Source organism: Adhaeretor mobilis (assembly GCF_007741515.1).
Classification (GTDB): Bacteria; Planctomycetota; Planctomycetia; order Pirellulales; family Lacipirellulaceae; genus Adhaeretor; species Adhaeretor mobilis.
In genome coordinates this window covers 5,631,369-5,657,099 of sequence record NZ_CP036263.1, presented here as the reverse complement: position 1 = coordinate 5,657,099, position 25,731 = coordinate 5,631,369, and the positions used below count along the sequence as shown (strand labels likewise).

General features: G+C 56.3%; 23 protein-coding genes. 15 read left to right on the top strand and 8 right to left on the bottom strand.

The window, feature by feature from the left end:
* Positions 1-98: 98 nt before the first annotated feature.
* The 6 genes from sppA (at position 99) to HG15A2_RS24360 (ending at position 5,692) form a co-directional block, all read left to right on the top strand.
* Positions 99-1,229 carry a signal peptide peptidase SppA gene (gene sppA / locus HG15A2_RS22285; protein ID WP_145063469.1) on the top strand — a complete coding sequence of 377 codons (1,131 nt, stop codon included), beginning with the start codon at positions 99-101 and terminating at the stop codon, positions 1,227-1,229.
* Positions 1,230-1,363: 134 nt separating this feature from the next.
* The gene (gene rlmN / locus HG15A2_RS22280; protein WP_246117828.1) at positions 1,364-2,419 is read left to right on the top strand and encodes a 23S rRNA (adenine(2503)-C(2))-methyltransferase RlmN; all 1,056 of its coding nucleotides are present in this window, start codon (positions 1,364-1,366) and stop codon (positions 2,417-2,419) included.
* Positions 2,420-2,436: 17 nt separating this feature from the next.
* Positions 2,437-2,574 carry a hypothetical protein gene (locus HG15A2_RS24365; RefSeq protein WP_218932179.1) on the top strand — a complete coding sequence of 46 codons (138 nt, stop codon included), beginning with the start codon at positions 2,437-2,439 and terminating at the stop codon, positions 2,572-2,574.
* Positions 2,575-2,797: 223 nt separating this feature from the next.
* Positions 2,798-3,001, top strand: a complete 204-nt coding sequence (locus HG15A2_RS22275) for a carbon storage regulator (protein WP_145063467.1) — start codon at positions 2,798-2,800, stop codon at positions 2,999-3,001.
* Positions 3,002-3,356: 355 nt separating this feature from the next.
* A complete protein-coding gene (locus HG15A2_RS22270; protein WP_218932178.1) occupies positions 3,357-3,992 on the top strand; it encodes an RNA polymerase sigma factor in 636 nt (211 codons plus the stop codon).
* 185 nt (positions 3,993-4,177) lie between these two features.
* Entirely contained in the window at positions 4,178-5,692 is a 1,515-nt protein-coding gene (locus HG15A2_RS24360; RefSeq protein WP_218932177.1) for an anti-sigma factor, read from the top strand.
* A 164-nt stretch (positions 5,693-5,856) separates the two neighbouring features.
* Here the strand turns inward: HG15A2_RS24360 and HG15A2_RS22260 are convergent, their stop codons facing one another.
* Positions 5,857-7,026 carry a hypothetical protein gene (locus tag HG15A2_RS22260; protein WP_145063465.1) on the bottom strand — a complete coding sequence of 390 codons (1,170 nt, stop codon included), beginning with the start codon at positions 7,024-7,026 and terminating at the stop codon, positions 5,857-5,859.
* A 376-nt stretch (positions 7,027-7,402) separates the two neighbouring features.
* Here HG15A2_RS22260 and HG15A2_RS22255 point away from each other — a divergent pair, with 376 nt between their 5' ends.
* The 6 genes from HG15A2_RS22255 to HG15A2_RS22230 all read left to right on the top strand — a co-directional run bounded on the left by HG15A2_RS22255 (position 7,403) and on the right by HG15A2_RS22230 (position 11,577).
* Entirely contained in the window at positions 7,403-7,897 is a 495-nt protein-coding gene (locus tag HG15A2_RS22255) for an anthrone oxygenase family protein (RefSeq protein ID WP_145063463.1), read from the top strand.
* Between the two features lie 347 nt (positions 7,898-8,244).
* Positions 8,245-9,108 carry a DUF1963 domain-containing protein gene (locus HG15A2_RS22250; RefSeq protein WP_145063461.1) on the top strand — a complete coding sequence of 288 codons (864 nt, stop codon included), beginning with the start codon at positions 8,245-8,247 and terminating at the stop codon, positions 9,106-9,108.
* A gap of 120 nt (positions 9,109-9,228) precedes the next feature.
* Positions 9,229-9,882, top strand: coding sequence for a BCD family MFS transporter (locus HG15A2_RS22245; RefSeq protein ID WP_145063459.1), 654 nt, complete (start codon positions 9,229-9,231; stop codon positions 9,880-9,882).
* A gap of 136 nt (positions 9,883-10,018) precedes the next feature.
* The gene (locus HG15A2_RS22240; protein WP_145063457.1) at positions 10,019-10,426 is read left to right on the top strand and encodes a DUF5071 domain-containing protein; all 408 of its coding nucleotides are present in this window, start codon (positions 10,019-10,021) and stop codon (positions 10,424-10,426) included.
* A gap of 106 nt (positions 10,427-10,532) precedes the next feature.
* Entirely contained in the window at positions 10,533-10,901 is a 369-nt protein-coding gene (locus HG15A2_RS22235; protein WP_145063455.1) for a hypothetical protein, read from the top strand.
* A gap of 133 nt (positions 10,902-11,034) precedes the next feature.
* Positions 11,035-11,577 (top strand): hypothetical protein, encoded by a 543-nt coding sequence (locus HG15A2_RS22230; protein ID WP_145063453.1) that lies wholly within the window; start codon positions 11,035-11,037, stop codon positions 11,575-11,577.
* A 427-nt stretch (positions 11,578-12,004) separates the two neighbouring features.
* Here HG15A2_RS22230 and HG15A2_RS22225 read toward each other — a convergent pair whose 3' ends face one another.
* Both HG15A2_RS22225 and cls read right to left on the bottom strand, forming a co-directional pair.
* Positions 12,005-12,790, bottom strand: coding sequence for an endonuclease/exonuclease/phosphatase family protein (locus HG15A2_RS22225; RefSeq protein WP_145063451.1), 786 nt, complete (start codon positions 12,788-12,790; stop codon positions 12,005-12,007).
* Complete coding sequence (cls, locus tag HG15A2_RS22220) at positions 12,787-14,250, bottom strand: cardiolipin synthase (protein ID WP_145063449.1); 1,464 nt, start codon at positions 14,248-14,250, stop codon at positions 12,787-12,789. The genes HG15A2_RS22225 and cls overlap by 4 nt, the downstream gene beginning before the upstream one ends.
* 360 nt (positions 14,251-14,610) lie before the next feature.
* On the opposite strand from cls, the gene HG15A2_RS22215 reads away from it, so the two are divergent.
* Positions 14,611-15,270 carry a methyltransferase gene (locus HG15A2_RS22215; protein WP_145063447.1) on the top strand — a complete coding sequence of 220 codons (660 nt, stop codon included), beginning with the start codon at positions 14,611-14,613 and terminating at the stop codon, positions 15,268-15,270.
* 74 nt (positions 15,271-15,344) lie between these two features.
* Here HG15A2_RS22215 and HG15A2_RS22210 read toward each other — a convergent pair whose 3' ends face one another.
* The 5 genes from HG15A2_RS22210 to HG15A2_RS22190 all read right to left on the bottom strand — a co-directional run bounded on the left by HG15A2_RS22210 (position 15,345) and on the right by HG15A2_RS22190 (position 22,555).
* Positions 15,345-18,962 (bottom strand): mechanosensitive ion channel domain-containing protein, encoded by a 3,618-nt coding sequence (locus HG15A2_RS22210; protein ID WP_145063445.1) that lies wholly within the window; start codon positions 18,960-18,962, stop codon positions 15,345-15,347.
* Between the two features lie 664 nt (positions 18,963-19,626).
* The gene (gene rplU, locus HG15A2_RS22205) at positions 19,627-19,941 is read right to left on the bottom strand and encodes a 50S ribosomal protein L21 (RefSeq protein ID WP_145063443.1); all 315 of its coding nucleotides are present in this window, start codon (positions 19,939-19,941) and stop codon (positions 19,627-19,629) included.
* A gap of 313 nt (positions 19,942-20,254) precedes the next feature.
* On the bottom strand, positions 20,255-21,181 hold the full coding sequence (locus HG15A2_RS22200) for an anti-sigma factor (protein WP_145064225.1): 927 nt from the start codon (positions 21,179-21,181) through the stop codon (positions 20,255-20,257).
* A 25-nt stretch (positions 21,182-21,206) separates the two neighbouring features.
* Complete coding sequence (locus tag HG15A2_RS22195; protein WP_145063441.1) at positions 21,207-21,851, bottom strand: sigma-70 family RNA polymerase sigma factor; 645 nt, start codon at positions 21,849-21,851, stop codon at positions 21,207-21,209.
* The gene (locus tag HG15A2_RS22190) at positions 21,848-22,555 is read right to left on the bottom strand and encodes a DUF4864 domain-containing protein (protein WP_145063439.1); all 708 of its coding nucleotides are present in this window, start codon (positions 22,553-22,555) and stop codon (positions 21,848-21,850) included. Before HG15A2_RS22190 ends, HG15A2_RS22195 begins: the two co-directional genes overlap by 4 nt.
* 487 nt (positions 22,556-23,042) lie before the next feature.
* Here HG15A2_RS22190 and HG15A2_RS22185 point away from each other — a divergent pair, with 487 nt between their 5' ends.
* Both HG15A2_RS22185 and HG15A2_RS22180 read left to right on the top strand, forming a co-directional pair.
* Positions 23,043-24,230, top strand: a complete 1,188-nt coding sequence (locus HG15A2_RS22185; RefSeq protein WP_145063437.1) for an aminotransferase class I/II-fold pyridoxal phosphate-dependent enzyme — start codon at positions 23,043-23,045, stop codon at positions 24,228-24,230.
* A 506-nt stretch (positions 24,231-24,736) separates the two neighbouring features.
* Positions 24,737-25,717 (top strand): TolB family protein, encoded by a 981-nt coding sequence (locus HG15A2_RS22180; RefSeq protein WP_145064224.1) that lies wholly within the window; start codon positions 24,737-24,739, stop codon positions 25,715-25,717.
* Positions 25,718-25,731: the final 14 nt, after the last annotated feature.

The window sequence follows — 25,731 nt, the reverse complement described above, 5'->3', positions numbered from 1 at the left end:
CCAGAAACCGGGCCCGTTTCTTTCCCTGCACTGCGGCAGTAGAATGCAGTTTCGTCGATCCGCTCCTTCCACTGCTCCCCTCAACCTGAGCTGCCAGTATGAGTCCTTCCGATAATCCTCACGATCCTGCGCCGGGCGCGGCGCCCCAGCCGAGGCTCACCCCGATTGCCGGCCAACCACAACCTGCGCCGCAGGTGATTTTGCAGCAGCAGCCGCCCTCCGCATTTGGCAAGTACGGGAAGTTTCTGCTGATTGCCCTGGGGCTGTGCGTGATGGGACTCATCGGGCAGTCGACCGCTTACCAGAGCTACTTCAGCCCGCCGAATGGGCCGCAGGAGAAGTTCCATTCGCTTAACGGCAAGGCGAAGCAGAAGATTGCTATCATCCAAGCCACCGGCACCATCATGGAGGGCGACGGCTACATCAAGCAGCAAATCGATCGCGTTCGAAAAGACGAAAACGTGGTCGCTGTGGTTCTGCGGATCGATTCCCCTGGCGGCACGGTCACCGGGAGCGACTATTTGTACCATCACTTGCTGGAATTGGCCGATGACCGCGATCTGCCGATTGTGGTGAGCATGGGGAGTATCTGTGCTAGCGGTGGCTATTACATGGCGATGGCCGTCGGCGAGAAGGAAGATACCATTTTCGCGGAGCCCGCCACGTGGACCGGTTCGATTGGCGTGGTGATTCCGCATTACGACCTGAGTGGTCTGCTAACTGCCTGGGATATCGAGGACGACTCCGTGGCGAGTCACAAGTTCAAGCTGATGGGCAGTCCGACGCGCGACTTGAGTGATGAGGAGCGTGCCGAGGAACGTCAGCTGTTGCAAACGCTTGTCGATTTGAGCTTCGAGCGATTCAAAGAGATCGTCGTTTCAGGCCGGCCTGAGTTTGCAGGTAAGCCGGAACTGGTGGACAAGATTGCCACAGGGCAAATTTTTACTGCCCAGCAGGCGGTCGACAATGGCTTGGTGGACAAAATCGGCTTCATCGATGCGGCTATCGAGCGTGCAGCGGAGCTTGCTGGGGTGAGCACCGACAATGTGCGTGCCATCAAGTACAACGAGCCGGCGGCCGCGCTCACTGCACTACTGGGAGCGGAGGGGCAACGGTTGCGAAACCAAAGCAGTGGCGGCTTGGACCTAGCATCGTTGCTCGACCTGACCGCACCGCGGGCTTATTACCTGTGTACATGGTTGCCGTCGATTTTGTCGGCAGGGCGTTAGGTTTTGCATGAAAACCATGAATTGGTTGTAGGGTATTGCCGAGTGGAGCGAGGCATACCATGAACAGCGGACATGGTATGCCTCGCTCCACTCGGCAGTACCCTACGCTCATTCGCAGAACTTGTCTCATAAACATGCCTTCCCAATCTACTCACCTCCTGGACTCGCTTGATAGCACGCTCACGGCGTGGCTTGCGGAGCGCGATGTACCAAAGTTTCGTGGCAAGCAAATTCGCAATTGGTTATTCGAGAAACGCGCAGCCGACTGGCAAGCGATGACGAACTTGCCGCAGGCGCTACGGGATCAACTGACGGCGGAGCTACCGCTGTGGACTAGCAGCGTCGCGAAGCATACGAAGGCCGAAGATGGCACAGAGAAATTGCTACTGAGCCTGGCCGACGGGGGGCAGATCGAGTGCGTATTGCTACGCGACAAGGTACGGCGCACCATTTGTATCAGCACACAAGTCGGCTGCGGGATGGGTTGCGTGTTTTGTGCGAGCGGGTTGGATGGCGTGGATCGTAATCTTACGACGGGCGAGATCATCGAGCAGATCCTGTTACTGCAAAATTTGTTGGCCAAGGAAGAGCGGCTCAGTCACATCGTAGTGATGGGCATGGGTGAGCCGTTGGCAAATCTCGACGGCTTATTGCCGGCATTGGAGGAAGCTCACCGCGAGGACGGCCTGGGGATTTCTGCTCGGCGAATCACGATCAGCACCGTGGGCTTGCCGGCAAGCATCGATCGCCTCGCCAAGCACAAGCGAACGTACCGCCTGGCGATTTCGCTGCATGCTCCCAACGACGAGCTGCGAAATAAGCTGGTGCCGGTGAACGATAAAATTGGGCTCGACGCGATTCTCGACGCGGCCGATAGGTACTTCGACGTTTCCGGCCGGCGGCTGACTTATGAGTATGTGTTATTGCACGATCTGAATGATCAAGACGAGCACGCCCGCGAACTGGCAGATCGACTTTCCGGGCGAGAAGCGCTGCTGAACGTCATTCCCTACAATCCGGTCGCGGGCTTGCCTTACGAAACTCCGACGCTCGCGCGGCAACATGCGTTTCGCGACATTCTGGAGCAGGCGGGCATTCGGGTGCAGTTTCGGCACCGCAAAGGCAACCGTATTGACGCGGCTTGCGGGCAGTTGCGACGCTCGCAGCAGGAAGTGTTTGCGCTGGAATAGGATCTCTGCGTATTTCTGTGTCCCATTTCGCCGCTGAGCTTGCTCCGCTTTCCCTTGATCGCGAAGCAAGCTCAGCGGCGAAATATGCTCGGTTGCTACCCAGTGCGAAGTTTCTGCCTAAGGCAGCCATGCTAGCAGCGGTACTCGCTGAATAATTTCATAGCGATTCGGCGCCTCCGGTTTGCGATTGATGGGAAATAGCAGATTAAATCCATGGTGACGGTGGATGCCCACCTAAGTGACTCCGGAAAACTAACAACGAACTTCCGATAATATGTGATATAATCCCCTCCGGCGAGGTAACAGGTTTCTGTAGTAGCCGCATCGGCGTTCTGCTAGAGACTTCCGCATGGTTGGGGCCAAACGGAGGAGAAGGCAATGTTAGTTTTGACTCGAAGGGAAGACGAGACAATTCGGATTGGCGACGACATCATTGTGAAAGTAGTGAGGAATCGAGGCGGTCGTGTTCGGTTGGCCATCGAAGCACCGCGAAGCGTGCCGATTCGTCGTGGGGAGCTCTCGCCAGAGCTGCCCTGTCAGAAAGTAGAGACCGAGCGGCTAAATCACCGGTCTGAATCTTGACGCACGGTTCACGGTAATCCTTACGACGCCATGATCTGCCAAGAGGCTTCAGGGAGTCTTTTTTTGATCCTCTGGAGCCTCTTGGTGGGTGTTTCTTTTAGCGCAAGGTGTTCTCAGCTTGGCGCATCCTCTGGCTTCTCGTGGCGAAATCCATAGCATCGTGGTGCAAGTACCGAGGCTAACTGGGAGAGGGTGGAGCTGCGCGATCCCTTCAGATTTGGTCTCGTTCTTGCGTTTTCTGCGAAACTGGGCCCTCTATCAGGGGTTTCAAGTTGAGTTCCCCCATCGATTCCGCATAAGCTAGAATGACTCGGTTCCCCAGTATTAAACCCATTTTAGGGAGGATAGTACGCCGTTGGCGATTTCTGACACCACTGCTCAGCGTTACACGTCCTCGGACCCTGATGTGCGGTTGATGCTGCGCGTACGCGATGACGATGCGCAGGCGTTTGAACAGTTGGTGGAGAACTACCAAAACCGGCTCGTATCGCTGATGACCCACTTGGTGGGTAAACGCGACATGGCCGAGGACTTAGCCCAAGATGTATTCCTGCGTGTGTACCGCGCTCGCAAGCGCTATGTGCCTGGCTCGAAGTTCTCGACTTGGTTGTTCACGATCGCCAACAACGTAGCTTCCAACGCAAGGAGATCTCTGGCTCGTCGACAGGAAGTGAACCTAGCCGCTCGCAATAGCGGCGAGGAAAATTTCAACGGACTCGAAGTCCAGGCCGTGGCGGCTAGTGGCCAAATGCCAACCCGACAACTCGATAAGGCTGAACTGCGCGACATTGTCAATGTGGCGATTGCCACGCTCGACCAGCGGCAGCGCATGGCTGTGCTGCTCAACAAGTTTGAACACCTGAGCTATCAAGAAATTGGAGAAGTGATGCACCTGAGCGGGCCAGCAGTGAAGTCGCTGCTCTCTCGTGCGCGAGCGAACTTGCGCGATGTGATTCAACCGTATATGCAACAAGGGCAGAAAGTGGAGTGAGGTGCGGAGAACTGCAAACTCGAATAAGCATGTCACTTCGACCGAGCGACAGCGACCGAGAGATCCAGTTAGCTGCTGTGTTGGAATTCCAACCCGATTGGTCAGTCGTTTGACTCCATTGGGAATGACATCGATTCTTAACTCAATTATCTACGGTTCAAAATAACCTGATTTGAAACTGAAACTTGGCAAAGCACCCCCCCTCAACCGCTGATACTTCCTCGCAAGAACTGATCGTCGCCTATTTGGATGGCGAGCTCAGCCCGGCGGAGAATGCGCAGGTAGAGAAGCGGCTTGCTGGGGACGAGCAATTCAGGCAGCAACTCCAGCAGTTGGAGCAGGCTTGGGCCGCTTTGGATGAGCTGCCGCAGACGACGGTCGGCGATCAATTCTCACGCACGACGATGGAAATGGTCGTTACCGCTGCTGAGCGGGAAGTGCTCGAAAAAACCACCGCTATGCCTGTCGTGCAGCGGAAGCGACGCATTTCCAACTGGTTGCTCTTCGGCTCGGCAGCGCTGTTGGGTTTTGTGATGTTCCGCCTAGCATGGACGAGTCCTAATCGTCAGTTGCGAGCTCAGTTGCCGGTGGTTCTGCATGTCGATTCGTACTCCCAGTTCAAGGATGAGTCGTTCCTCAAGCAATTGGCCAAGCGCACGGACCTACTTACAGATTTATCCCCCGAAGAACAAGAAGATATTCAAGCGAAAGCCGAGCAACTGGCGAGTTTCTCAGACTTGCGTGAACGAGATACTTGGCTTGCGACAATCGACACCCAGCAGCGGACCCAACTGCGTTATCAGACGCTTCTCTATCGTGAACTGTCTGATGAGGAGCAAGAGCGTATTCAGAAACTCCACCAGACGGTGACTGATGGTGAATTGCTGCCGACTCTGATTGCGTATGAAACTTGGGTAAGCGGATTGCCTGAGGCAAAACAGTATGAACTGCGTAGTATCGATGATCCTGAGGAACGCGCGAAAACGGTCGCGCAGTGGTTAGTGGAGGCTCGCGCCGACGCGAAGTTCCAGCTCAACGAGAAGGAGCTACGTGAAGTTCTCGAAGCGGCCAAACCTGTGATGCAAGCAAGAATGCGTTTGTTCGAACAAGCCAAGCGAGGACGAAACCCGGAGGAGTGGCGTCGAAAGTACCGGAATTTGGCTGATCGAAGTGATGAGTGGCAATCGGCATTGCCCGAGAACGTAAAGGAGTCTTTTCGGGAATTATCCCCAGAGCAGAAACTCGAACAAGTGATGCGCTGGTATCGACAGTCTCGCTCACTTCAAGGTCAAGTTTCAGAGACTGAGCTCGAACGCTTCTTCACGAAAGAGCTCTCTCCCGAGCAGCGTGCTGAGTTGCTAAGTCTCTCGCCTTCGGACATGCAGAGTCGTTTGCGTAGTATGTACCATCGCGATTCAGGTCAGCCGTTTGATTCTCGTTGGGACTATCGCCCCGACTGGGAGCGAGTGCCGCGTGATGGTAATCGCCCTGGTCCGGCGGGGCCGGGACGTGGTGGCCCGGGACGCGGTGGCCCCGAGGGAGATCGGCAGCGCGATCGAGCGCATGAAGGACCCGGTGGGAGTTCACGCGAACAGCCACGTGGCGAGCGTGATCGTCGGCGTGGTCCGTCGCCAGGTGGTGAGTTCGGCCCCCGCGATGGCGAAGGTCCGCCGACCAGACGCGGCGATCGGTCACGGTAGCCGAAGGGTAGCAAGCTACCCATGCCACCCAACGTAAGCAGGCTGTAGCCCAGCGGCAAGAAAAATTCTCGGGGTGCCTTGGGTAACTTGCTGCCCTCGTAGGTACTCTGCTCTTGGTGACTAAGCTGTGATGGCATTGCGAGATGTACCGCAAGGGTAGCAAGCTACCCTTGTTGCAGGGCCCGTCCTGCCGCATAGCCGACGATATCGTTGCGTTCGCTGCAGAGTGCTTCGTAACGCTGCCAATCGCCGCTTTGGGTGGCCAGTTCCAGGAGGGTTGGCGACAGGGGCGAAAGTGCTCGGTCGGTGGGCACTAGCTCTGCGTAGAGTTCCATTGCTTCAGCGTACCGCTCGTTGCGATTTAACAATACTAGTAGTGTTTCTACGGCAGTGTTGGTGGGTACGCCGAGCGCCGGTTCGGCTGCTTGTTCTTCGCGGGCACGTCGAGTGAAAAACTCAATTGCCTCGTCGACGCGTTCTCCGAGTGTGGCGCGAAGGAACAGTTCGTGTGTGGGGTAGAGCTCTTCGAAGGGCGCTTCGCCTGGGTACTGCATGTCTTCGATAAGGTGCTTGCCATATTCACAAATCTCGATGGCTTTCTTCACGAGCTGCGGATCGGTAAGTAACCGGGCGAAGCGCACGGTACTTGCTAGGTGCGAGGCATCCATGTGGTAGCTGCCTCCTTCGGTGAGCGCGGGGAACTGCTGCATGAGCTCGCCGATAGAAATGCCCTCGGGCGCTTCGCCTTCTAAGCGGTGCAAGTGCCCACGCATGTTGCCTTGGAGTTCTGCGTAGACATGACGCAGCAACACGGCGGCGCAGGACTCTTGTTGCTGTTCGGGCAATTGGCCGGCCAACGAGTCGAGCGTCGTGATCGAATTGCACGTGCCGTGATTGGCGATCAGCCACGCGTAGCCGCGTTCAGGGTCGACTCCTTCATGCAGCGAAACTTCGATCAACGCATCGCAGTTGTCTTCGTTCGGAACGACGCTTTCCAAGTACTTGCGCACCATCTCTTTTTCGCTGGCTGGGCGGAGGTACATCCATGCCTCGCGGAGCTGGTGCTTGTCGAGGAGCAACTGGCCTACCTCGCGGCAGGCGGCTAGGTAGCCCTGTTCCAGATCATCGCGGAGCGACTCGTCTACGTCTTCGAGCGTGCTGTTGCGCTCCAGCGGCAAGCCCAGCTCGTGTCGTCGCTGCATGAGTCGCAGGTCGAACAACTGATGCCACTGCTCGGCTGCGGCGAGGTCTTGAGCCACGCGGTCGAAGAGTTCCTGCGGCTTGTCGGCCAATTCGGCTAGAGACTCCAGGGCGGTGGTTTGGGAGGTTGTCATGGCGTTTGCTTCGTATGCGATCGGTGGGGAGTTGCGAGACTCTATTATAGGCAAAGAAAGGGTATCGCCCAGATTCATGTAAAAATGCACTCTAAGAGATTCCCAAAAAGCTAGAACCGCTGCTTGTTATGGGACTTTGATTGAGGGACGCCTTTTGGAACGAAACCATCGGCGTAAGCTTTTTAGCGACAATCTCTCGCCAGCAGTCCCAAAAACGTCCGTTTTTGGGACATTATCTACCCCAGTTCGACGCCTCCTGCGTCAGTTGGGAGCCAAGCGAAAGTAGCGTCGGATCTCGACCCGAATCGCACTCAGCGTAGCTTTCGTAGAGCACTAGATTATTGCGGACCTACAAGAGAAACCGTACGCTCCAGACATGAGCACTTACGCATACTTTCTAATGGTCGCGACATTTCTAAACGCATTGATGGCGGGTTTCCTGTTTGCGTTCTCTGCCGTGGTCATGCCGGGGATTAGGCAACTGAGTGATCGAGACTTTCTTCGTAGCTTTCAGGCAATCGATCGCGTGATCCAAAGTGGCCAGCCGCTATTCATGATCATGTGGCTGGGCTCATCCATTGCGTTGATCGTTGCTGCGGCACTGGCCTTGCTGGATCCCGGTGTGCAAAGCCGACTAATCATCTCAACTGCTGCATTGGCAAGCGTTTTCCTCGTGCAGTTGCCGACCATGACGGTCAACATCCCGCTGAACAACGAGGTGCAGTCTCTTGATTGCGATTCGCTGGATGAAGACGCCGCCAGTCAGGCACGTCTATCGTTTGAATCGCAGTGGAATCGATGGAATCAGGTACGAACTGTAGTCTCAGTCGCAATACTGGCTGCACTGCTCCTACTGCTATGGAGGCTCTGATTCCAGCTACTTCAGGTGGCTCAGTTCGACGCCTCCTTTGGTCAGATACGGAAGTGGCCAAACTTGTGCCTAGAACGTCGAATTTGGCCGATTTTGGGGCTGCTGTTTGAGACAGAGGTCATCAACCCCTCTTGTCGTTAGAGAATTGCGAAAAGTGCCTCGGACGATGAAGCTGAGCTAGGGTAGGCATTCACCTCTCTACACTTTGCCATCATCCCGGCAGCATGCCAGAAGTGGACGATTTTGATACAATTACGGAGTCTGCTTATCCACACTTTTTGTAGATAAGCAGGTGTTATCTACATTTTTTGTGTCTAATAACAAGTTATGCCGCTAAAGACTTGCACATGATTGAACGGAACACGTCCAAGGCGCACGCCGAACTCGATCTTGCCACCGCTGCAACACTGTTCGACGCCGAGATGAGCGACAAGAAGCTGTCCGGTGAACTCATCACCAGCGCCTTTGACCTCTACTCAGTCGAAACGCTCCGGGACCGTCACAAACTTCGCGTTGGCGATACTTTCCCCACAGATGTTTTCGTGTTTGGCAAAGGCGAACCTGACGATCCTGCATGCACCAAGGTCGGTGGCCGACCATTTTGGCCCGATGACATGGAATGGCCTAATGCCAGCACTGGTTCGCCGTGCCGCTTCCTCGCACAATTCAATTTTGGCGACTCAATGGACATCATTGACGCCGACCTTCCCGGCACCATCCTTTTGCTCCTGACAGAAAACGAAGACGACTGGCTTTGGGGTGACGATGGCCTCACGTTTCACTGGGTTTCCGCTGCGGCCACTCCACGGCGGGATCTTAATGTACTATCTGCGGTTGGTTCGGCTGGTCCATTCTATGGAGTCCGATATCGGTCTGCCGACTATCCCGCCGCTGGTGACGCCACCTACGAATTGGACGTGTCGCAAGGTTACAATCTCCCAATTCTTAACGGCACCAAGATTGGCGGGCTGCCCCATTTCATCCAAAGCGGTGACGACTCGCCCGGGCAGTTCCTCTGCCAATTGGGTTCCATTCAGGCAGCACCCTACGCGCCATTCCCGTGGTCCAACCACCGTGATGCTCTTGATCTGCAATTCAACGACAAAGGCATCTACGGTGATGACAACTGCGCCGTGTTTGGAGACATGGGTAGCGTTTACCTGTTTGTTGATGACGATGGCAATGTATCGCGTTCCTTTGAGTGCTATTGAGAAGACCGTCGCACAAAATGCGGCATAACAAAGGCATGAACGCGGAGCCGCCGGTCACGCGTTTTCAAATGGTGCATCAACCGCGGCGGCCCGGTTATGCCTAACGTTCGCCTTTAAAAAATGAGTGACATCGTGACAGCCATTTGGGGCATAGCCCTCCTCGTCACGCTACTCGGGTGCATTCCCTACGGCATCTGGATAATCTACACTGCCGTTAAGAAGCGATGGAAGCGACTGGGGCTGCAGATCGGAATCCCAATCATCGCATTTGGATTGCTGGCAGGGGCCTCGGCAATAGTGAATGCAGGTGCTGACGAGCGGTATCTCGAAGGGCTTTACGACACGGAAGTGGACCTCGGGCCTCCAATCTTTGAATACGACTCAGAGCGGGCGTTCAACGGGGATGGGTATTCGATTTCTGTCTATGAGCTACCGTCCTCGATCCGGACGCGTTTCGAAGCTGCGGACGAGAGGTTGCTCTCCGAATACCCGAAGCACCCCAGCTATCGCGATCACTGGAGCTTTGAGCGCTGGAGGCGATCTCCCTTCGATGGGAAGTTCCAGGAGTATCTTGATTTCGCTCTCAGCACCTACGATGCCGGCAATGCGTCAGAACTCACCAATCACTTTGAAGCGATTCGATCCGCATTGAAGAGCGAGGGATCGTTTTACGCCTTCTTTTACTATCGGCCTTCAGGTTGCGTTGGCGATGTGGACTTTTTCATCGTTGATCTCGTTGGAGGACGACTCTACTCGTTCAATCACAACACATAAAAATTAAGGCGAACAAGGCGTCGCTCTCAACACCTGCCCCGCCGCGAGTTCATTTTTCCATGGCCATTCAACCTTTAACCCACAGTCGAAGCGTCGCCCCGGGGCAGGTGTGAGAGGACTTCGACGTTAGCCACCTATGGCAATTGACGTACGCGAACACCTGCCACGCGACAAGTTCGATATCGCGAACGCAGAAGCTCTCATCGCGTTGGGGCATCCCGCTGTATCTCCCGTTTTGCCTGATCTCCTCGAATGGCTACAAGACTGCAACTGGCCAGTATCGAAGCCTATTGGCGACTTTCTCACGACGCTACCAAATGAGATGGCACCGCTGATATGGACCGTCCTGCGAGGGAATGACCACGTCTGGAAATACTGGTGCATCTTCCGGCTCATCAGCACGATGCCCGCTGACACAGCTGAGCAGTTCCGATCAGAGCTGGCCCGCCTGGCTGAAGACCCAACGGAAACTGAGCGACAGGAAGAGTTGCACGAAGTTGCCAAAGATGCGCTTAACGTGCTGTGGCCGTCTGACGGTGGCTAACCACCGGCTGCAGTTGACCGGCGACGCCCGCGTGTAGAATGGTGTGGTCGGTTCAACGCCCGCTCCCGCGGGCGGCCGGCAACTGAGCCTTTTACGTTAGGGCGATATGGCACATCCCGCCGTGGACAAGTTTGGGAAGATCGTCGTTACCAAGCTCCGCGACAACGCCATCGACTTTTTTGACCTCGCCTCTCAAGGTCACTGGCGTGCTCCGTCTCTCCAAAACCTTCAGCGTGAACTTGCAGATCAGACGCCCGAGCAAATCGACCTGATCCGACGCTGTGTAATCCAAGCGATCGAAACCGGTATGCACGACTTTCTGTTCGCTCTGGTCGAGGCCAACGATTTTGAGAATGTGCACGTGATGGTCGACGGGGTCAATGTCGCTGATGAATCTGACGGGCTTCACGGTGAGCAGTTCACTGAGGAAGGTTGGATTGCGAAGTTCGCCAAGCATCCCGAAGGATCGCCCTAACCACCGGCTGCAGTTGACCGGCAACGCCCGCGTTATGATGTTGTTGTCGGTTTGGAGCCTGCATTCCGCGGGCGGCCGGCAACTGAGCCTTATACGTTATCCGAACAAAGCGAAGTTGAGCTGGGTCTAACGCATGCCTAAACGCTTTTCACTTGGCGAGCTACTCGTTCTGACTGGTGCCGTTGCTCTCTGGAGCGGATGGTTTCGCATACCACCTGTGGAGTTGGCCGGGTGCATTCAGGATAGGCCTACAAAGGCTGTACAGCATATTGACGAGTACCGTATCCACGGCGAGGAGGACTATAGGCGTTGGTTCCGACGCACAATCTCGGATTCGATAGCTGCGTCTTTTCCCGGATACTCCTACAGTGTGATGGACGAGCGATCGGACCTACTGGTGATCCCGGTGTCGCAATGTGCAGCAAGCTATCAACCGCCAGCAAGGTTTCAAGCACACAACCGGCTCAATGGCTCTGTCGTGTTCATTCGGCATGATTATGTTGAGGCGTCTACCGCCGCACAGACGCTAGTGGTTCCATCTAATGCAACTGTGATTCGTGGGACTATTGCTTCTCCAGTCGTTGCTGACGTTTTAATGATTGCGTTGCCGATCATTCTCATCTTGGTTCTCAGGTGGAATCGGCATCGGAAGATTGTGAAGGAAGAAAGCGGATAAAAAAGCGTTGGACATGGAGCCGTGGGCCGCGCGGGTTTTGGAATCGAATTCGTTCGCCGCGGCCCGGTGAACGGGGGCGTTCCTGACCGACCGCAGGAACATCCCCCGAACTCGCTGAGCTTGTCCAAACCGCTATCAGTTTGGGCACCAATTTATCTAACCCCTGAGTGACCCACATGGGTTGCTTAGCGTGCATTTTACATGAATCTGTGCGGTACCCTAAGAAAGGAGTCTCGCGCAGAGGTCGTGGCGATCACGGAGACTAGAGAAGTGAAGGGGCAAGAGTCATGTCGCTTCGACCGAGCGATAGCGACCGAGAAATCCAGTCTGCAATCTCGATCACCTAACAAGCGCAATCGAGTGTGAACCGGACTGCTCAGTCGTTCGACTCCTTTCGGAATGACAGATTCTGCACGCCAAATGCAGCTCATTGCAATTTGAGCTCGAAATCTGCCACCAGGGGTCGGTGGTCGGACGCCTGTTTGGCGATGTTGGTTCGTCCAGCGAAGCTGTGCCCGTAAGACAACGGCCTGCCACGGAAATGAATGCCGTCCAGTGCTCGCAGCGGCGCGATGGCAGGAAACGTGCGAATCCCGGCTCCAGCCCGTTGGAAACCTTGGGGTTGCAGGAGGCGCTTGCCGAGATTTTCCCACACGTCGTTGAAGTCGCCCGCGACGATGATGGCTTGATCCAGCACGTGATCACTAGGCGGCTTGCTCAGCTCTCCGCTCGCAAACAGGCGGCGTAGTTGAATTGTGCGCTCGAAACCTGCTAGGCCGAGGTGCAAATTGACGACCGTTAGGTTGGCACTTCCGTGGGGAGTCTCCGCGATTAGTCGGGCAAGTTGGGCTTGCCGGCGTTTCTTGGGACGGACGGTCAAATCAATGTCGATGCATTCTTGAATCGGAAAGCGACTAAGGATCGCGTTGCCGTACGCACCACGTCGAAGCTTTACGTTGCGTTGGAAAGCCGTGTGTTGGTAGCCAAGTTGCTCGGCCAGTTTTTCGACCTGATGGTCTCGGTGGGAACGGGGAACTCCTTCATCGACCTCCTGTAAGCACGCAACATCGGGGCGATAGTGGTCAATCACTTCGACGATGCGTTCTAAACGGTATTTGCGATCGAGGCCGCCAATACCTTTATGAATGTTGTAGGTCATCAGCCGGAGCGGCATTCCCGAATCGTCGGCGGAAATTCTCTCGGGCGCACTCATAGTACGGGGCTCATCAACCGCAGTGTGTTTTCGATCATTTTTTGCAGCAGCGAGCGACTGCCCCACTCGTCTAGATCGACGAGATCGCTATCGGCGATGTAGCCTTCTTGTACGTAGCGTAAGTGTTGGCCGAAGGTTTCGCCGTAGACGTACAGAGACACCTCGTAATTTAACCACAGGCTACGCATATCGATATTCACTGTGCCGAACATCGAGATCGCTCGGTCGGCCGTGACACTCTTGGTGTGCAAGAGGCCGCCGCGGAACAGGTGAATATAGATCCCGACTTCCAGTAATTCCTGGTAGTAGGACCGACTCGCGTAGCGAGTGAGTACGGAATCGACGCGCTCGGGGAGTACCAAATGCACTGCAACCCCGCGCCCTGCCGCGCCACGCAAAGCCCGCACGATCGATTCGTCTGGCACGAAGTAGGGTGTCGTTAGCACTAACTCATCCTGTGCCGCATTGATCAATGCCAACAACATCTGCAGTGCCGCATCGGCAGTCCCGACGGGGCCTGAGGGGACCACCTGGATATCTTGATTGCCTTTCGACTGCACCGTGCGCAAATTCGCACACTCGACAATCTCCTCAAGGGTTTCATCGGTCTCTAGCATCCAGTCGCTAATCATCGTCATCGCAAGTGGGGCAATCACCGAGCCCTCTACACGCAGCATGGCATCGACCCACTGACCGACATCGGAATCTTGCTTAAAGAACTTAGGATCGACCAGGTTCATGCTGCCGGTCCAGGCAACTTCGCCATCGACAACCACAACCTTACGGTGCAAGCGTAGGTCGTTGCGGCTGAACAGTGCTCGGAAAATTCCAGCCGGGCAAGCGGCCTGAACTTTTACGCCCGACGTACGTAGTCGCTCAGGTTGATCGGTGCGCCACCAAGGCCGCGCACCGATGGCGTCGACCAAGACTCGACAAGAAACGCCACGTTCGGCGGCGCGGATCAGTGCCTCGACGACATCGTCTGCAAGCCCTCCTGCATTCCAAATATAGAATTCCATCAGAACGCTATGCTTGGCCGCCTCGATATCCTGAGCGATACCTTGCAGAATGGCGTCCGAATCTGTGAGCAACTTACCTGTGCTACCGGCAACCGTAGGTAGACCGGCCAGACTGGTTCCCAGGCGATCCATCCCTTGGGCGCCTGCTGGGTGTTGAGTCCAATCGACTTGGGTCAGACCCTTGTCGATGACCGCTTCGGCAAGCCGTGCGTAGTCCATTCGCATTTCTTCAATACGCCGGACGCGACGTTGCCCGACCCGCCGCTCACCGACCAACAAGTAAAACACGGCTCCGACCGCTGGGATGGTCCCGACCAGAATCATCCACGCCAGCGATACTCCAACCGACGGCTTGCGCATGACGACACGGAAGAAGATCGTCCCGACGACGGTGATGTGGAGCAGCGTTGCAGCGACAGTGAGGTAGATTGGATTCAGCATGCCGGAAGGCAGTTGCAGTCTTTCGTGGCTCGCGGGAGTTTTCCGCCGGATTATTGCTTCACCCTTAGTATAGGCAAATTTTTGCCCCACGCAGAGACGTGGAGGACGGAGAGTTGAAAATGCAATCCTCTGCGACTCTGCGTGGGGTTTATTCCCGTCATTGCGAAGCACAGGAGAACCGGGCGACCGGCTAGGCTTAGGTGGCCAGGGTACTTTGGCGCGCCAGGCCCTACGTTACGTAGCGTGCTTGCTGGTGCCATTGAATGCCGTCACAGGATTGAGTCGCGCTCGGCAATTGCAGTCGCTATGATGGAGTGACATGATTCGCAAACGGTCACACTCTAGAATAGAAAGCCCGATATGACGGCTGCCAAGACCGCACCCGGCATGTGGGTTGGACAGACACTCCACTACTGCAGCTTAGCGCTGTTGTTGGTACTCGTTTGGTTAGCCTGGGGGGGGCTTAGTCGACCCTTTCCAGTAGCTTTTTGGACAGCCGTTGCTTTTCCGGTCGTGCACCAACTGTTCGTCTGGTTGGCATGGCGGTTGGAGTTGCGATCCGCAGCGACTAGCAAGGCGATAGGCTTTGGGGGCTACCTCGTAGGTTTTTTTCTGTTGTTTGGCGGACGATTCGTCTCGCTGTTTGTGCTGGCGTGGCTGGATCGTGGTAGTCTTGAGCTTCCCGTTCTCCCGCGAGTCATTCTCACGACGCTGCTCGCGCTGCCGGGGTGCTACGCTATGGTTAGCGTCATGCGCTATTTCGGCATGAGGCGGGCGGCCGGTGCCGATCATTTCGATCCGCGCTACCGCGATCTGCCGCTTGTGGAGAAGGGCATTTTCCGATTCACCAGCAACGGGATGTACGCTTACGCCTTTCTGCTGTTTTGGGCAATTGCGGTTGGTCTGAACTCCAAGGCGGCACTTTTAGTTGCCGCATTTAGTCACGCCTATATTTGGGTTCACTTTTTTGCTACGGAGAAGCCGGATATGGAGTATCTCTACGGAAATCGTGGAGAGTGATCGAGTGGATCGAACGCAAACCGATTGTGGCCAGGGTGCTTCAGCACCCCGGGCCATTGGTTACGGGGTGGGCACTACGTAGAACCGTTACTGGCGCCGTTCGATGCCACGGTTTCTGCTTCAGCTTCTCTGCGAGCTAGGCGTTCTACCGATTTGGGCACACTTCTCACGTGCAGGTCGGTTTGTGGGAAGGCGATCTCCAGGCCTGCATCGCGGAATTTCTTGTCGACCATCGTGTGTAATCGATGGATCGTGTCGAGCCGATTGTCGAGGTTCGGCAGATAGCAGCGGAGGACGAGGTTCAGCGCGCTGTCGCCGAAGCGGTCGAACGTGGTCACCGGGGCAGGCTCGTCGAGAATCAATGGATGCTCGTGGGCGGCTTCGCGGAGCAGTTGGCAGGCGAGTTCGGTATCGCTGCCGTAGGCGACGCCCACTTCGATGACGATTCGGTTGGTGTGATCGGTGAGCGTCCAGTTCAGGAGTCGTTCGGTGATGAGATCTTTATTCGGGACGATATATTCCTTGCGATCCCAGTCGACAATGGTTGTCGCACGCATACGGATGCGATTCACGACGCCGGTGCGATCGCCGAGTGTGATGATATCGCCCACGCGAATGGGGCGTTCAAACAGCAGGATAATGCCGGAGATGAAATTGGCAAAGATTTCCTGCATACCAAATCCCAGGCCGACGCCCATGGCGGCAACGAGCCACTGGATGCTATCCCAGTGGAAGCCCAGCGCGCCGAAAGCCGCGACAATGCCGACTGCCAAAATCGCGTAGCGACAAATTGCCGTGAAGGCATAGCGACTTCCGCCGTCCATCGGCAGGTGCTGCAGGACGGCGAAGTCGAGCAGTGCAGGCAAGTCGCGCACGGCGACCCACGTGACTGTCACTAGCAGGCCAAAGCCCAGAAGTTGCCCCCAGGTGGTCCCACCTTTAGTGAGGAAGATAGGTTTCTCTGTGATGAAGGCGACAGCCGAGAGCATCTCTTGCCAAATGAGTACCGCGATGACCGCCCCAATCGCCATGAGCACCGTGTGAACCAATTTGTCGGTTTGCGCACCAAGTGCTTTCAGGTCGACGACTTCTTCGGCGATTTCTTGAATGGGTGTCGCGCTAGTGGTCGAGGTGTCGGCGGCAGCGGCCAGCTGCTGTTGCTCCCGTTGTGCTTCACGGCGTTTGCGGGCACTTTCCTTCGCCAGTTTGCGGCGATTAATGAGAATCCAACGTCGCAACGTTCCCCCCACGACGAGCAGCCCGAGGATCACGCCGACGGTTTGCAGTAGACGAACCGCCATGTGTTGCGCCGTGTAGTAGTACCCCAGTCCTGCCAGTACAGCCAGTAGCACTGGCAGGATGACCAGCAGCGGCCCCCACAGGTAGTGCAGTAGCGAGAGCCACGTTTTGCCGGATTGCTTCATCGTCAATAGGAGCGGACTACCCCTGACCAAGAGCACCCTGCGCAGCACGGCCGAGAGGAGCAACATCACAATAATAAACAGCACGCGACCCAGTGAGGAACTCCACAGCGGTTCGACATTTTGTACTTCCAAACCAACTAGCCATAACACGAGTGGTAGCGCGCCCCAAGTAAGCCAACGCAGGCTCCGGCGAGCTTGCACCAAACAGGCGCTAGGCCACTGGAAATGCGCGTCGGCCAGGCCGCCGGAACGACAAAGCTGGCGGACAAATTCGAGGAGAAATAAGCAATTGGCAGTGAACCGCAGGCCGTGCGACAACGATCGCACGAATTCTGATTCTTGGAGCGGGCGATCCATCCACCACCCGGAGAACCACATCAGCACCGGCCAGGGCAGGGCCACCGTTGTCGTCAGCCAGATGGCCCTGACGGTAATAAAAGAGTTGGTGCAAGAGCCTTTGGCCGCTTGGGTGCCGATCTCTCGCAAGATGCGACGCGAACGTCGCTGGGCACCCAAGACCACGATCATTGCTAGGCACAGCAAGCCAATCTGGTAGGGATGCTCCCTGGCTGAAAGGGCTAAGGTTGTCACCGCATCGCTCCAATGGTGCGGGTCGAGGCTCCAGGCAGATGCGTCCACAGCTGGGCGAACGTCGGCAGAGGCTAGCGGGAAACAACTGCGGATCCACAACACGCGTTTCGCAATAAAGGCTGCGTAGTCTTCGGTCCGTTTGATCAGGGTCGCTTCTTCGGCACCGAGCTGCATGAGGTTCAGCGAATAGGTGTCGTAGTCCTCGATTAAATCGTCCAGGTACTTGCGTTCGGCTTCGAGCAGCTCACGAATTTCTTGCTCGGCACGTTCGCGCGCCTTTCCCGTTTGATAGTTCTTGGGGAGCTGAGCGATTACTTTCTCCACCTGTTCCTCAATGTCCAGGGCCGACAGGTCGCTGCGCATGTCGTTGAGTTCGTACTGCTTGAACACCACGTCGGCAGCCTGCTGAGAGCGGGTCGCACTGCGGCGTTTTACATTTTGCAAGTCGGGCAGGTCGGCTTGTTGCTGACGAAGTAATTGTCCCATACCCTCGGAAAGGCCGGTGCCTTCGGCGCGTTGCTGGCTGCGTTCGAATTCGGTCTTGAGGGTGAGGTTTCGTTCGGCGATTTCCTCACGCTCTTTGGTAAGTTTCCCAATTCGCTCTGAGGCGTCCTTGCGCAGATCGGCAAGTTCCGCATTACGCTTGGCGAGCGCTGCGATCGGGGGCAGACGTTTCTTCTCCGCATCGCGAGCGGCATTGGCGGCTTGGGCAGTAGCGTCCGCTTGGCGTCGGTTGTTGATCACCTCGCGCAGTTTGGCAAGCCGTTTCTCTTGAGCAGCCAGCTCGCGGGATATTAAATCTTGACGAAGCTTCAGCGACTCGCCACCGGTCGAGTACAACTGCTGCTGTTTCTCCATCACGGCGAGCGTTGCTTGGAGCGCTTGTAGGCGGGCTTGCCCTGCGAGCGATTTTGCCAGCGAAAGGTTGCTCGCTCCTGTGGAATCGGCAGGGACAGGCGTTGCCTTAGTCTGCTCTTGCAACTCCGCCAGCTCGCTTTTCGCGTCTGCAATCAGACTCGGGAGTTCGGCCAAACGCGTAGTGCGTATCGCTGGCTCTGCTTGGTACTTCGCAAGTGACTCGGTCGTCTGTTTAACCGTTTGCTCAAGTTCGGTTGCTTGACGTTCCAACTCGGCAACATCTGCTTGGGGATCGATCGACGGGTTGGCGGGGAGGGGGTCGGCGAGTTCCTGCCGGTACTTCTTGATGTTCTCAGGCAGCCTGTCGAATTTCTCGGTGAGGGATTGCAGTTCTTCTTGTTGTTTTTCTGCGATGGAGAGCGATTCGAGCGCGCTCTGGTAGGCCTCGGTAGCCCGACGTTTTTCTGTTTCGTCGAGGCCAGCCGATTCTAGAGCTTCCAGACGCCGTTGAATCGCTTCGCGGGAGACACCCGTCGGCGTGGCGACAATCGGGGATGTCTCTTCAGCGGTGCTGTTCTTGTCAGTGCTTTCCGTAGTTGGTGCTTCCTTGCTATCTGCTTCTTGGTTGGTATTTTCTTGGCTAGAAGCTGCGTTGCTAGCAGGTTCGTACCTATTTGGGCGAGCAGGCTCTCGAAGTTGATTTATTGCCTGCTGTGCCTGTGCCGGCTGACTTAGTATTGGTTCTGCGGAGAGTCCCAGCAGTAGGAGAAGCCCCATCAGGGGCAGTGGCAGGAGGAGCTTTTTAGGAAAGCAAAGCATCGAAAGGATCCTTCCAAGCACAGGTATACTTGGCGTTGGTGGATGGATCGCCTGGAGGCGACTGGCGAAGACCACAGGAGGGCGGCAATAATTCCCAGGGGGGGACCGTCTTGCCGAACCACATTCCGTGTGGTTGAGCTGGGAGCTGTTCTTTTTTGGTGGGAAGCGGTTAGAAGCAGCGCGGGGGGCACCATTCTACCACTGTAGGAGGCGCTGGCAACGTAGGCACCATTTTCGTCTGTGGCATAATTCTATGGCAAGTCATTTGATGAACCACCAAGATCACAAAGCACGCTAAGAACTAAACAATTGAGTCTGAAGCTCTAAAGAATGAAGCCAAGAATCGTGAGCTGTGAAGACGTGCTGCAAAATTGCGGCCCTATCAACCCCTGTTGAGTCAACCCCTGCTGAGCTATTAGCTAGGTGAAACACCCAAATTCAAGCAGCTCACTCGAGTAGATTCTAGCCAACCGATACTTACAAAAAAAATATGCTTAGTGCTCTTTGGGCCCTTTGTGGTTTCAAGGTCTTGCCAGAGATTGTTGCCAGACACCAATTTTCACTTACGGTGCAATTGTGCTGATACTGCGCTGCAAGAGCGCACGGAAAAGGCCGGAGTGCTAAAGCACCCCGGCCACGGTTGTTCTTTTGACGGGGTGTTGCCCTAGGAGCTGATCTTGCTGATCTTCACTTTGGTGTACATGCTGCGATGGCCCGTCTTGCGGCGGCTGTTCTTGCGGCGGCGGATTTTTTGGACGACCAGCTTCGGGCCCTGCGAGGGTCCGACCACTTCGGCAGTGACCGTTGCACCACTGACGGTAGGCGTGCCGAGCTGTAAGTCGCCGGAGCCATCGCTTACCGCGAGTACTTTCTCGAAGGTGAACACTTCGCCAGCGGCGATGTCACGGTAATCGACGGTGACTTCTTGTCCTTCTTCAACTTTATGCTGGCGGCCGCCATCGGCGATGATTGCGTACATGATATTCTTACGACTGGTTACAGGTGACTTGTTTAGTGGCTGCGGTGCTACGAACCGACGGAATTCTGGGCGTGCTCAGGACTATGCCTACAAGCATGAGCCCGCGCAAAATCGAGCCCTACAGAATAACAGATTCTCGCGGGCCGTCGAGGGGGGCGAGCATAACCAATTCAAGGCAGCACAGAGTCGCATTTCGTGTCATTTCGACAGGTGTCTCAGCATTGGAGCCAATCTGTCAGAATTTGCGGTCCAAACCCAAGTTGAGACTGGATTCCTCGGTCGTCTAGCCTTCCCCCCTCGGAAGGAAATAGGGCTATTCACCCGCAGCAGGCCCGAATTGGGTTTGGGAGATTACCCGACCATGCTTGTCGAGGTCTGGTGATTCGGCGGAATCGAGCGCGAGGGCAGCTGCCACAAAGGGGTGCTCGTGCTCTGGAGCTGGGGCAAGCAGCCGGTACACGCTCGGGTCGTCTTCCGAGCTAGCAAGAATATCGCCGGCTTCGACCCATTGACCGACATCGTCGATCAGCCATAAGCGATAGGTTTGATCATCGGGCTTAGCTGGCAGCCCAACGGCATGGAAGTGCAATTGCTGGGAAAGCACGTCCCAGCTGAGTGTGGCAACTAGGCTGGGGCTCTCTGCCGAAGTGAAGGCAGCGTTGCGCAAAGTTGCTTGGTCGGTCAGCCGTCGTGAGGCCTGCATTGTGGTAGCCAAAGTCGTGGCGGCTTGTGCTCGTGACTGAGCGACGGCTCTCTCGGCCGCTGCCTCAGCAAGCGTGGAGCGAATGGCTTGCGCTCCCCAACCGCCAAGCAACACACCAGCCAGCGTTGCCGCCAAGAGCGCAAACTTCGTCCAGCCAGCGCCGTCGGCACGGTGAGCATCCGATGCCAACGTGTTGTAGTCAACCGGCTCATCGAGCGCCTCGGACATGCCGAATGCCACGACGGGTGCTGTGGGCGGAACGTCGGCGACGATCGTCAGGCCTTCGTTAGCAGGCAACGGTTTTGCTGGCGACGATTTAACAGGCAATGAGGAGAGCAGTCGTGCCTTGAGATCCGTGGGGGGATCGACCGGTTCGCTCGTCTCAGCCAACTGCGAGAAGTCACGCTGCACGAGTTGCCATTCCAACGCACACGCTTCACACGTTTCCACGTGGTGCGCAATCTCACTCGCTTGCTCAGGCGATAGGTCGCCCAGCAGGGAGTCGATCAACAGTGGTTGGCACTCTTGGCAATTCATTAGGTTGAAGGTCGTGTCGTCTCTATTAACGAGGCTTGTTGGTAGTTACCTTGGGTTCCAAGTGCGTTCCCGCCTCAAAAGCGCTCACCGCTTGGCGGAGCTTTTCGAGCCCGCCGCGTATATGCGTCTTTACGGTTCCCAGCGGCAGTCCCAGGCGGGCGGAAATCTCCTGCTGAGTTAATCCTTCAAAGTAGGCCGTCTCTAAGCAGGTTTGCTGGTCTTCAGGCAAACCGCGAAGGGTCTCGCGAACAAACTGCATGGTCTCGTCGATTATGGCTGCTTGGACCGGATCGTGTGTCTGGGATCGCTGTCCTTTTTCCTCACTCGACTCGCGGGAGTACTCTCGCTCATGATTGGTCCGAGTACTATCCGAGCGGAGTCGATCGATGGCTCTGCTGCGAGCTAGGGTAGTAAAATAGGTACGCACCTGCCCCCGCTCTGGATTGAAACGATCTGCCCGACGCCAAATTTCGTAGAAAATGTCGGATAAAGCAGCTTGCGCATCGGCAGGACGACGGAGAATTTTGAGGCATATTCCGTACAAACGGCCCGAATGGCGGTCGTATAATTCGGCCAGTGCAGCCTCGCAGCCCTGGGCTACTTGCTGCATGAGCGCACCATCGTCAGCCGTTTCGTCATTGGTGGAGAGTTCCGAATCTCGGGCCGTCATGCGCTGGACCCCGAATTGGGTCTAGCAGAAGGGGAAGGCTGGGCTGGCGATCGCTGTACCGGCGGTAGCTCTCGCACAACGCCGTCGGTCATCCAGCAGTCGGCGTTTGGTTGTGGGCCATCGGCTGTTGATGGCGTGCCACCGCTGATGTCGGGACTGCTTTCCTTTGGCGCACTTCCTTTCATGACGGGCGGCTGTTGCGAAAGGAAAAAACGGTAGGAGAAGGGCTCGCCGTCGTGCGTGATCAGCGTTACCAACACGGCGGCGCTATGGTCTCGCATGACAGCATCGCCCACGAGATACGAGCGCGCGTCGATCAGCGGGCGATACCCGGGACCGGATGCCATCGCGGCGAAACGCTCGAGCGGGCCCGTCGCCATTCGGTTGGAGGGCGAAGCGAGCGCAAAGCAATTGCGAATTGCCAAGGGATCGGTGCGACTGGCGGTGAGCGATTCCATTTGCTGCTGCACGACATCCGCAGGCGACCACTCAGGCTGGGGTTGCACGTTGGCAGTGGTTACGTCGCTGAGGAGAGCTTCGTTTCGCGAAGCTTGGAGTTGGGTCGTCTGCTGTTCGATACTTGGTGTCCAAGCTATCGCCCAGCTGACACCGATCGCAACGCCCAGAGCAATTCCCGCCAAGAGCAGCCACGTGGGATGCGACTTGCTCGGAGAGTTGGGCTCAGTTGGTGGAGGGTTGGACACGGATAGAACCAAGCTGGGCCAAGGGGGCGTCGAATCGACTTATCTGCCAGCAGAGTAGACTGCCAACAGTTCAAAGTAGAAGGACTACAAGAGCGGGTCAAGCGAACTAAAGGTCCAACATGATGCCTCGGAAAAGTTTCTGAGATTCTCGCAGATTTCCTAGATCCAAGCATTCCAGGCGGCCGTATCACCTACGGCCCAAACGTGTGGTGTGATTTCTCATGGTATCCCCATCGAGCAATCCCTCCGGGAATTGCCCAGTTCCACACCGCCGTTGAAGACACTCCCATGTCGCTCGTTAGTGGCATGGGAGTGTTCTTTTTTGTCCTGATGTCCGTTGCCCCGCACGAACAGCTCAAATCTCTTGAGAAGACGGGAAGCACCGACACTTTTTCGGTGTTTCGCGTAGTCACTCTATCAAGCAGGCAAGGAAGAAGTGTCGGGGCTACCCGATTCAATCGGACAGTTTCCCAAGTAGACTGGGGTGATGAACCCATTTGCTTGGATTGACACGTCGCTCGCTGAACTCAAGATAAGCGACCTGCTGCGCGAATTGCCTGCGGGGCTGGAAGCGGCGGGACCGCTGACGACCGGTCCTTTGTCAGCGGGTTGCGTAAACTTTGCCTCGAACGATTACCTCGGCATGGCTGGCGACGCACGTTTGGGCAGCGCGGCAGTGGCGGCGTGCCAGCAACAGGGCGTCGGTCGCGCGGCTAGCCCGTTGATCTGTGGGCGCTCGACGTTGCACGAGCAACTTGAAGCTCGCTTGGCGGAGTTCTTGAACGCTGAGGCGGCGCTACTGTTCACCAGTGGCTATGCTGCAAACGTTGGTGTGGTGCCGGCGCTGGTAGATCGTGGCGATTGCGTCTACGGCGATTCGCTCAATCATGCGAGTCTCATTGATGGGTGCCGGCTTTCCAGAGCAGAGCGGCACGTCTATTCCCACTGCGACATGAGCGAGTTGGAAACGCTGCTTGCTGCGGGTGGTGGATTTCGCCGCCGGCTGATCGTCAGCGACACGCTGTTCAGCATGGATGGCGATTTGGCCCCGCTGATAGAGCTCGTGCGACTCGCCAGAAAATACGACGCCATGTTACTGATCGACGAAGCCCACGCGCTGGGTGTGTTTGGGAACCGTGTAGGCAAGGGAGGGGGCGGAGGCCTCTGGGAACACATTGCCGACGAGATTCCCGATGCGGAGTCTGCACCGGTCGTTCGCATGGGCACGCTCAGCAAAGCACTCGGCTCGGCAGGCGGGTTGGTGTGCGGTAGCAAGTCGCTAGTGAAGTGGTTAGCAAATCGTTCACGGAGTTTCGTGTTCTCAACTGCGCACCCGTCTGCAAATTCCGCCGCGGCACTGGCGGCACTGGATATAATCGAAGCCAATCCGCATTGCGGAGCGCTATTGTTGCAGAAGGCGAGTGACCTGCGCGAGCGGCTCACCGCGCAAGGCTGGGACGTAACGCCTTCGGCGAGCCAGATCATTCCCATCCGCATCGGTTCTGCCAAGCAGGCACTGGCCTTGGCCGGCAGGTTGCGCGAAGCAGGTTACTGGGTGCCCGCCATCCGTCCGCCTTCCGTGCCTGAAGGACAATCGTTGTTACGGTTGAGTCTGACGACGGCTCATACCGAGGCGATGGTTGATGGGTTGATGGAAGAGTTGGGGAAGGCGTAGGGTCCACTGTGCGGACCGATAAAACTCGCCCGGCAACCTTTATTCAATTGCTAAGAAACCACGAGTTCGTACCATGCCCATTGGTCCGCACAGCGGACCCTACTTGAAACTCCACGGAATGAGTCAACAGCCGTGTACCCCATTTACGATACTGTCTACAAACCCGACTTCACCGGCGGACCTGGGTGCCTGTGGCACCTTATCTTGTTCTGCATCTTTACGATGCTGTTGGTAGGATTCGTGAAGTGGTTTTCGTGAGTTCGACGTAATGCTTTCAGCGTAAACACGACGTGTGCCGTGGCGCCCCAGGGTATCCCGGCCCGCCGGGCAACCCCGGGCTAGGAGACGCCACTGCTTCGCGATAAAACGCGACGGGTTTTGCTGAATCCACGTAGGTAAATGTCACGCCGGCGCGCATGTCATTGACATCGCGCACCGAGCGCGGGTACCGTGGCGAATAGAGGGAAGCATCTATATTGAGTCAGCCTTGCACCTGGAGCTACTTCATGGGACTCACGAGACGACTTGTCCGCTCTTCTATTGGTCCTCTCGGCATGCTGCCGAATATTGCGTGTGTCTGCGTCTGGCTTAGCCTTCTCCTCAGTGCCCCGCCCCTACAGGCCCAGCAAACCCAAGATGTTATCGAAGGAGAACCGGAAGAACACAACTCTCAGGTGTTCATCGCCGAGCCTGACGGTTCTCAAATGCGCCTCCTAGGAAATGTTCCCGATCATAGATTTCAGGGATCGTCGGAGTGGTCGCGCGACGGCAAACGCATTGTCTTTGATACGAGTCGTGGCGGTGACGAGTCGGGAGTCAAGTTTGGAAAGATCGGCATCGTGAATGCCGATGGGAGCGAGCCGCGGATACTGGGAGCTGGCGTCATGCCCTCGCTTGCTCCCGGGGGGAATCGACTAGCCTACACGCAATCTGGCAAAGGTGTTCTGTTGATGGACTTTAGTGGCGATAAGGTCACAACGGAGTCGCTCGATAACCAAGGCTGGGGCACCGCTTGGTCGCCCGACGGTGAGAGCGTTGCTTATGGGTTGAGCGAAAATCTTGTGATCTACGACACCGTCAGCGAGGAGAAGCGAATGTTGCTGGACGATCCGAGCAGCCCGTACCAGTACATCAACTGGAATTTTGCTTGGTCGGCTGATTCAAAGAAAATTGCTTTCCAAGCGAGGCTTGATGACACAACCGTGCTAGCGATCGTCGATGCCCGCGGAGCTAAGCAGGGCCACAAGATCCGCTACATCGGTGCTTTTGCTCCAGCGCTGTGTTGGAGTCCTGATGGAGAGCAAATCCTATTTTCTGCCGTATGTCCTCAGCGAGATGGCCGCTCGCAGATTTACTCGATCAACCCGAACGACTGGTCTCCTCCTAGCCTGCTACCGCAGCAGCCTACGAACCGTTCGCTCAAGGATCCGAGTTTCTCTCCCGATGGAAAAAAGTTGACGTTTAGCGCCGGTCTGCCCGTGAAGTAAGAATAGTTCCGTAG

Coding starts and splice junctions, on each gene's coding strand:
- sppA (WP_145063469.1), top strand. CDS start 99: ATGAGTCCTTCCGATAATCCTCACGATCCTGCGCCGGGCGCGGCGCCC.
- rlmN (WP_246117828.1), top strand. CDS start 1,364: ATGCCTTCCCAATCTACTCACCTCCTGGACTCGCTTGATAGCACGCTC.
- HG15A2_RS22275 (WP_145063467.1), top strand. CDS start 2,798: ATGTTAGTTTTGACTCGAAGGGAAGACGAGACAATTCGGATTGGCGAC.
- HG15A2_RS22260 (WP_145063465.1), bottom strand. CDS start 7,026: ATGACAACCTCCCAAACCACCGCCCTGGAGTCTCTAGCCGAATTGGCC.
- HG15A2_RS22255 (WP_145063463.1), top strand. CDS start 7,403: ATGAGCACTTACGCATACTTTCTAATGGTCGCGACATTTCTAAACGCA.
- HG15A2_RS22250 (WP_145063461.1), top strand. CDS start 8,245: ATGATTGAACGGAACACGTCCAAGGCGCACGCCGAACTCGATCTTGCC.
- HG15A2_RS22245 (WP_145063459.1), top strand. CDS start 9,229: ATGAGTGACATCGTGACAGCCATTTGGGGCATAGCCCTCCTCGTCACG.
- HG15A2_RS22240 (WP_145063457.1), top strand. CDS start 10,019: ATGGCAATTGACGTACGCGAACACCTGCCACGCGACAAGTTCGATATC.
- HG15A2_RS22235 (WP_145063455.1), top strand. CDS start 10,533: ATGGCACATCCCGCCGTGGACAAGTTTGGGAAGATCGTCGTTACCAAG.
- HG15A2_RS22230 (WP_145063453.1), top strand. CDS start 11,035: ATGCCTAAACGCTTTTCACTTGGCGAGCTACTCGTTCTGACTGGTGCC.
- HG15A2_RS22225 (WP_145063451.1), bottom strand. CDS start 12,790: ATGAGTGCGCCCGAGAGAATTTCCGCCGACGATTCGGGAATGCCGCTC.
- cls (WP_145063449.1), bottom strand. CDS start 14,250: ATGCTGAATCCAATCTACCTCACTGTCGCTGCAACGCTGCTCCACATC.
- HG15A2_RS22215 (WP_145063447.1), top strand. CDS start 14,611: ATGACGGCTGCCAAGACCGCACCCGGCATGTGGGTTGGACAGACACTC.
- HG15A2_RS22210 (WP_145063445.1), bottom strand. CDS start 18,962: ATGCTTTGCTTTCCTAAAAAGCTCCTCCTGCCACTGCCCCTGATGGGG.
- rplU (WP_145063443.1), bottom strand. CDS start 19,941: ATGTACGCAATCATCGCCGATGGCGGCCGCCAGCATAAAGTTGAAGAA.
- HG15A2_RS22200 (WP_145064225.1), bottom strand. CDS start 21,181: ATGAATTGCCAAGAGTGCCAACCACTGTTGATCGACTCCCTGCTGGGC.
- HG15A2_RS22195 (WP_145063441.1), bottom strand. CDS start 21,851: ATGACGGCCCGAGATTCGGAACTCTCCACCAATGACGAAACGGCTGAC.
- HG15A2_RS22185 (WP_145063437.1), top strand. CDS start 23,043: ATGAACCCATTTGCTTGGATTGACACGTCGCTCGCTGAACTCAAGATA.
- HG15A2_RS22180 (WP_145064224.1), top strand. CDS start 24,737: ATGGGACTCACGAGACGACTTGTCCGCTCTTCTATTGGTCCTCTCGGC.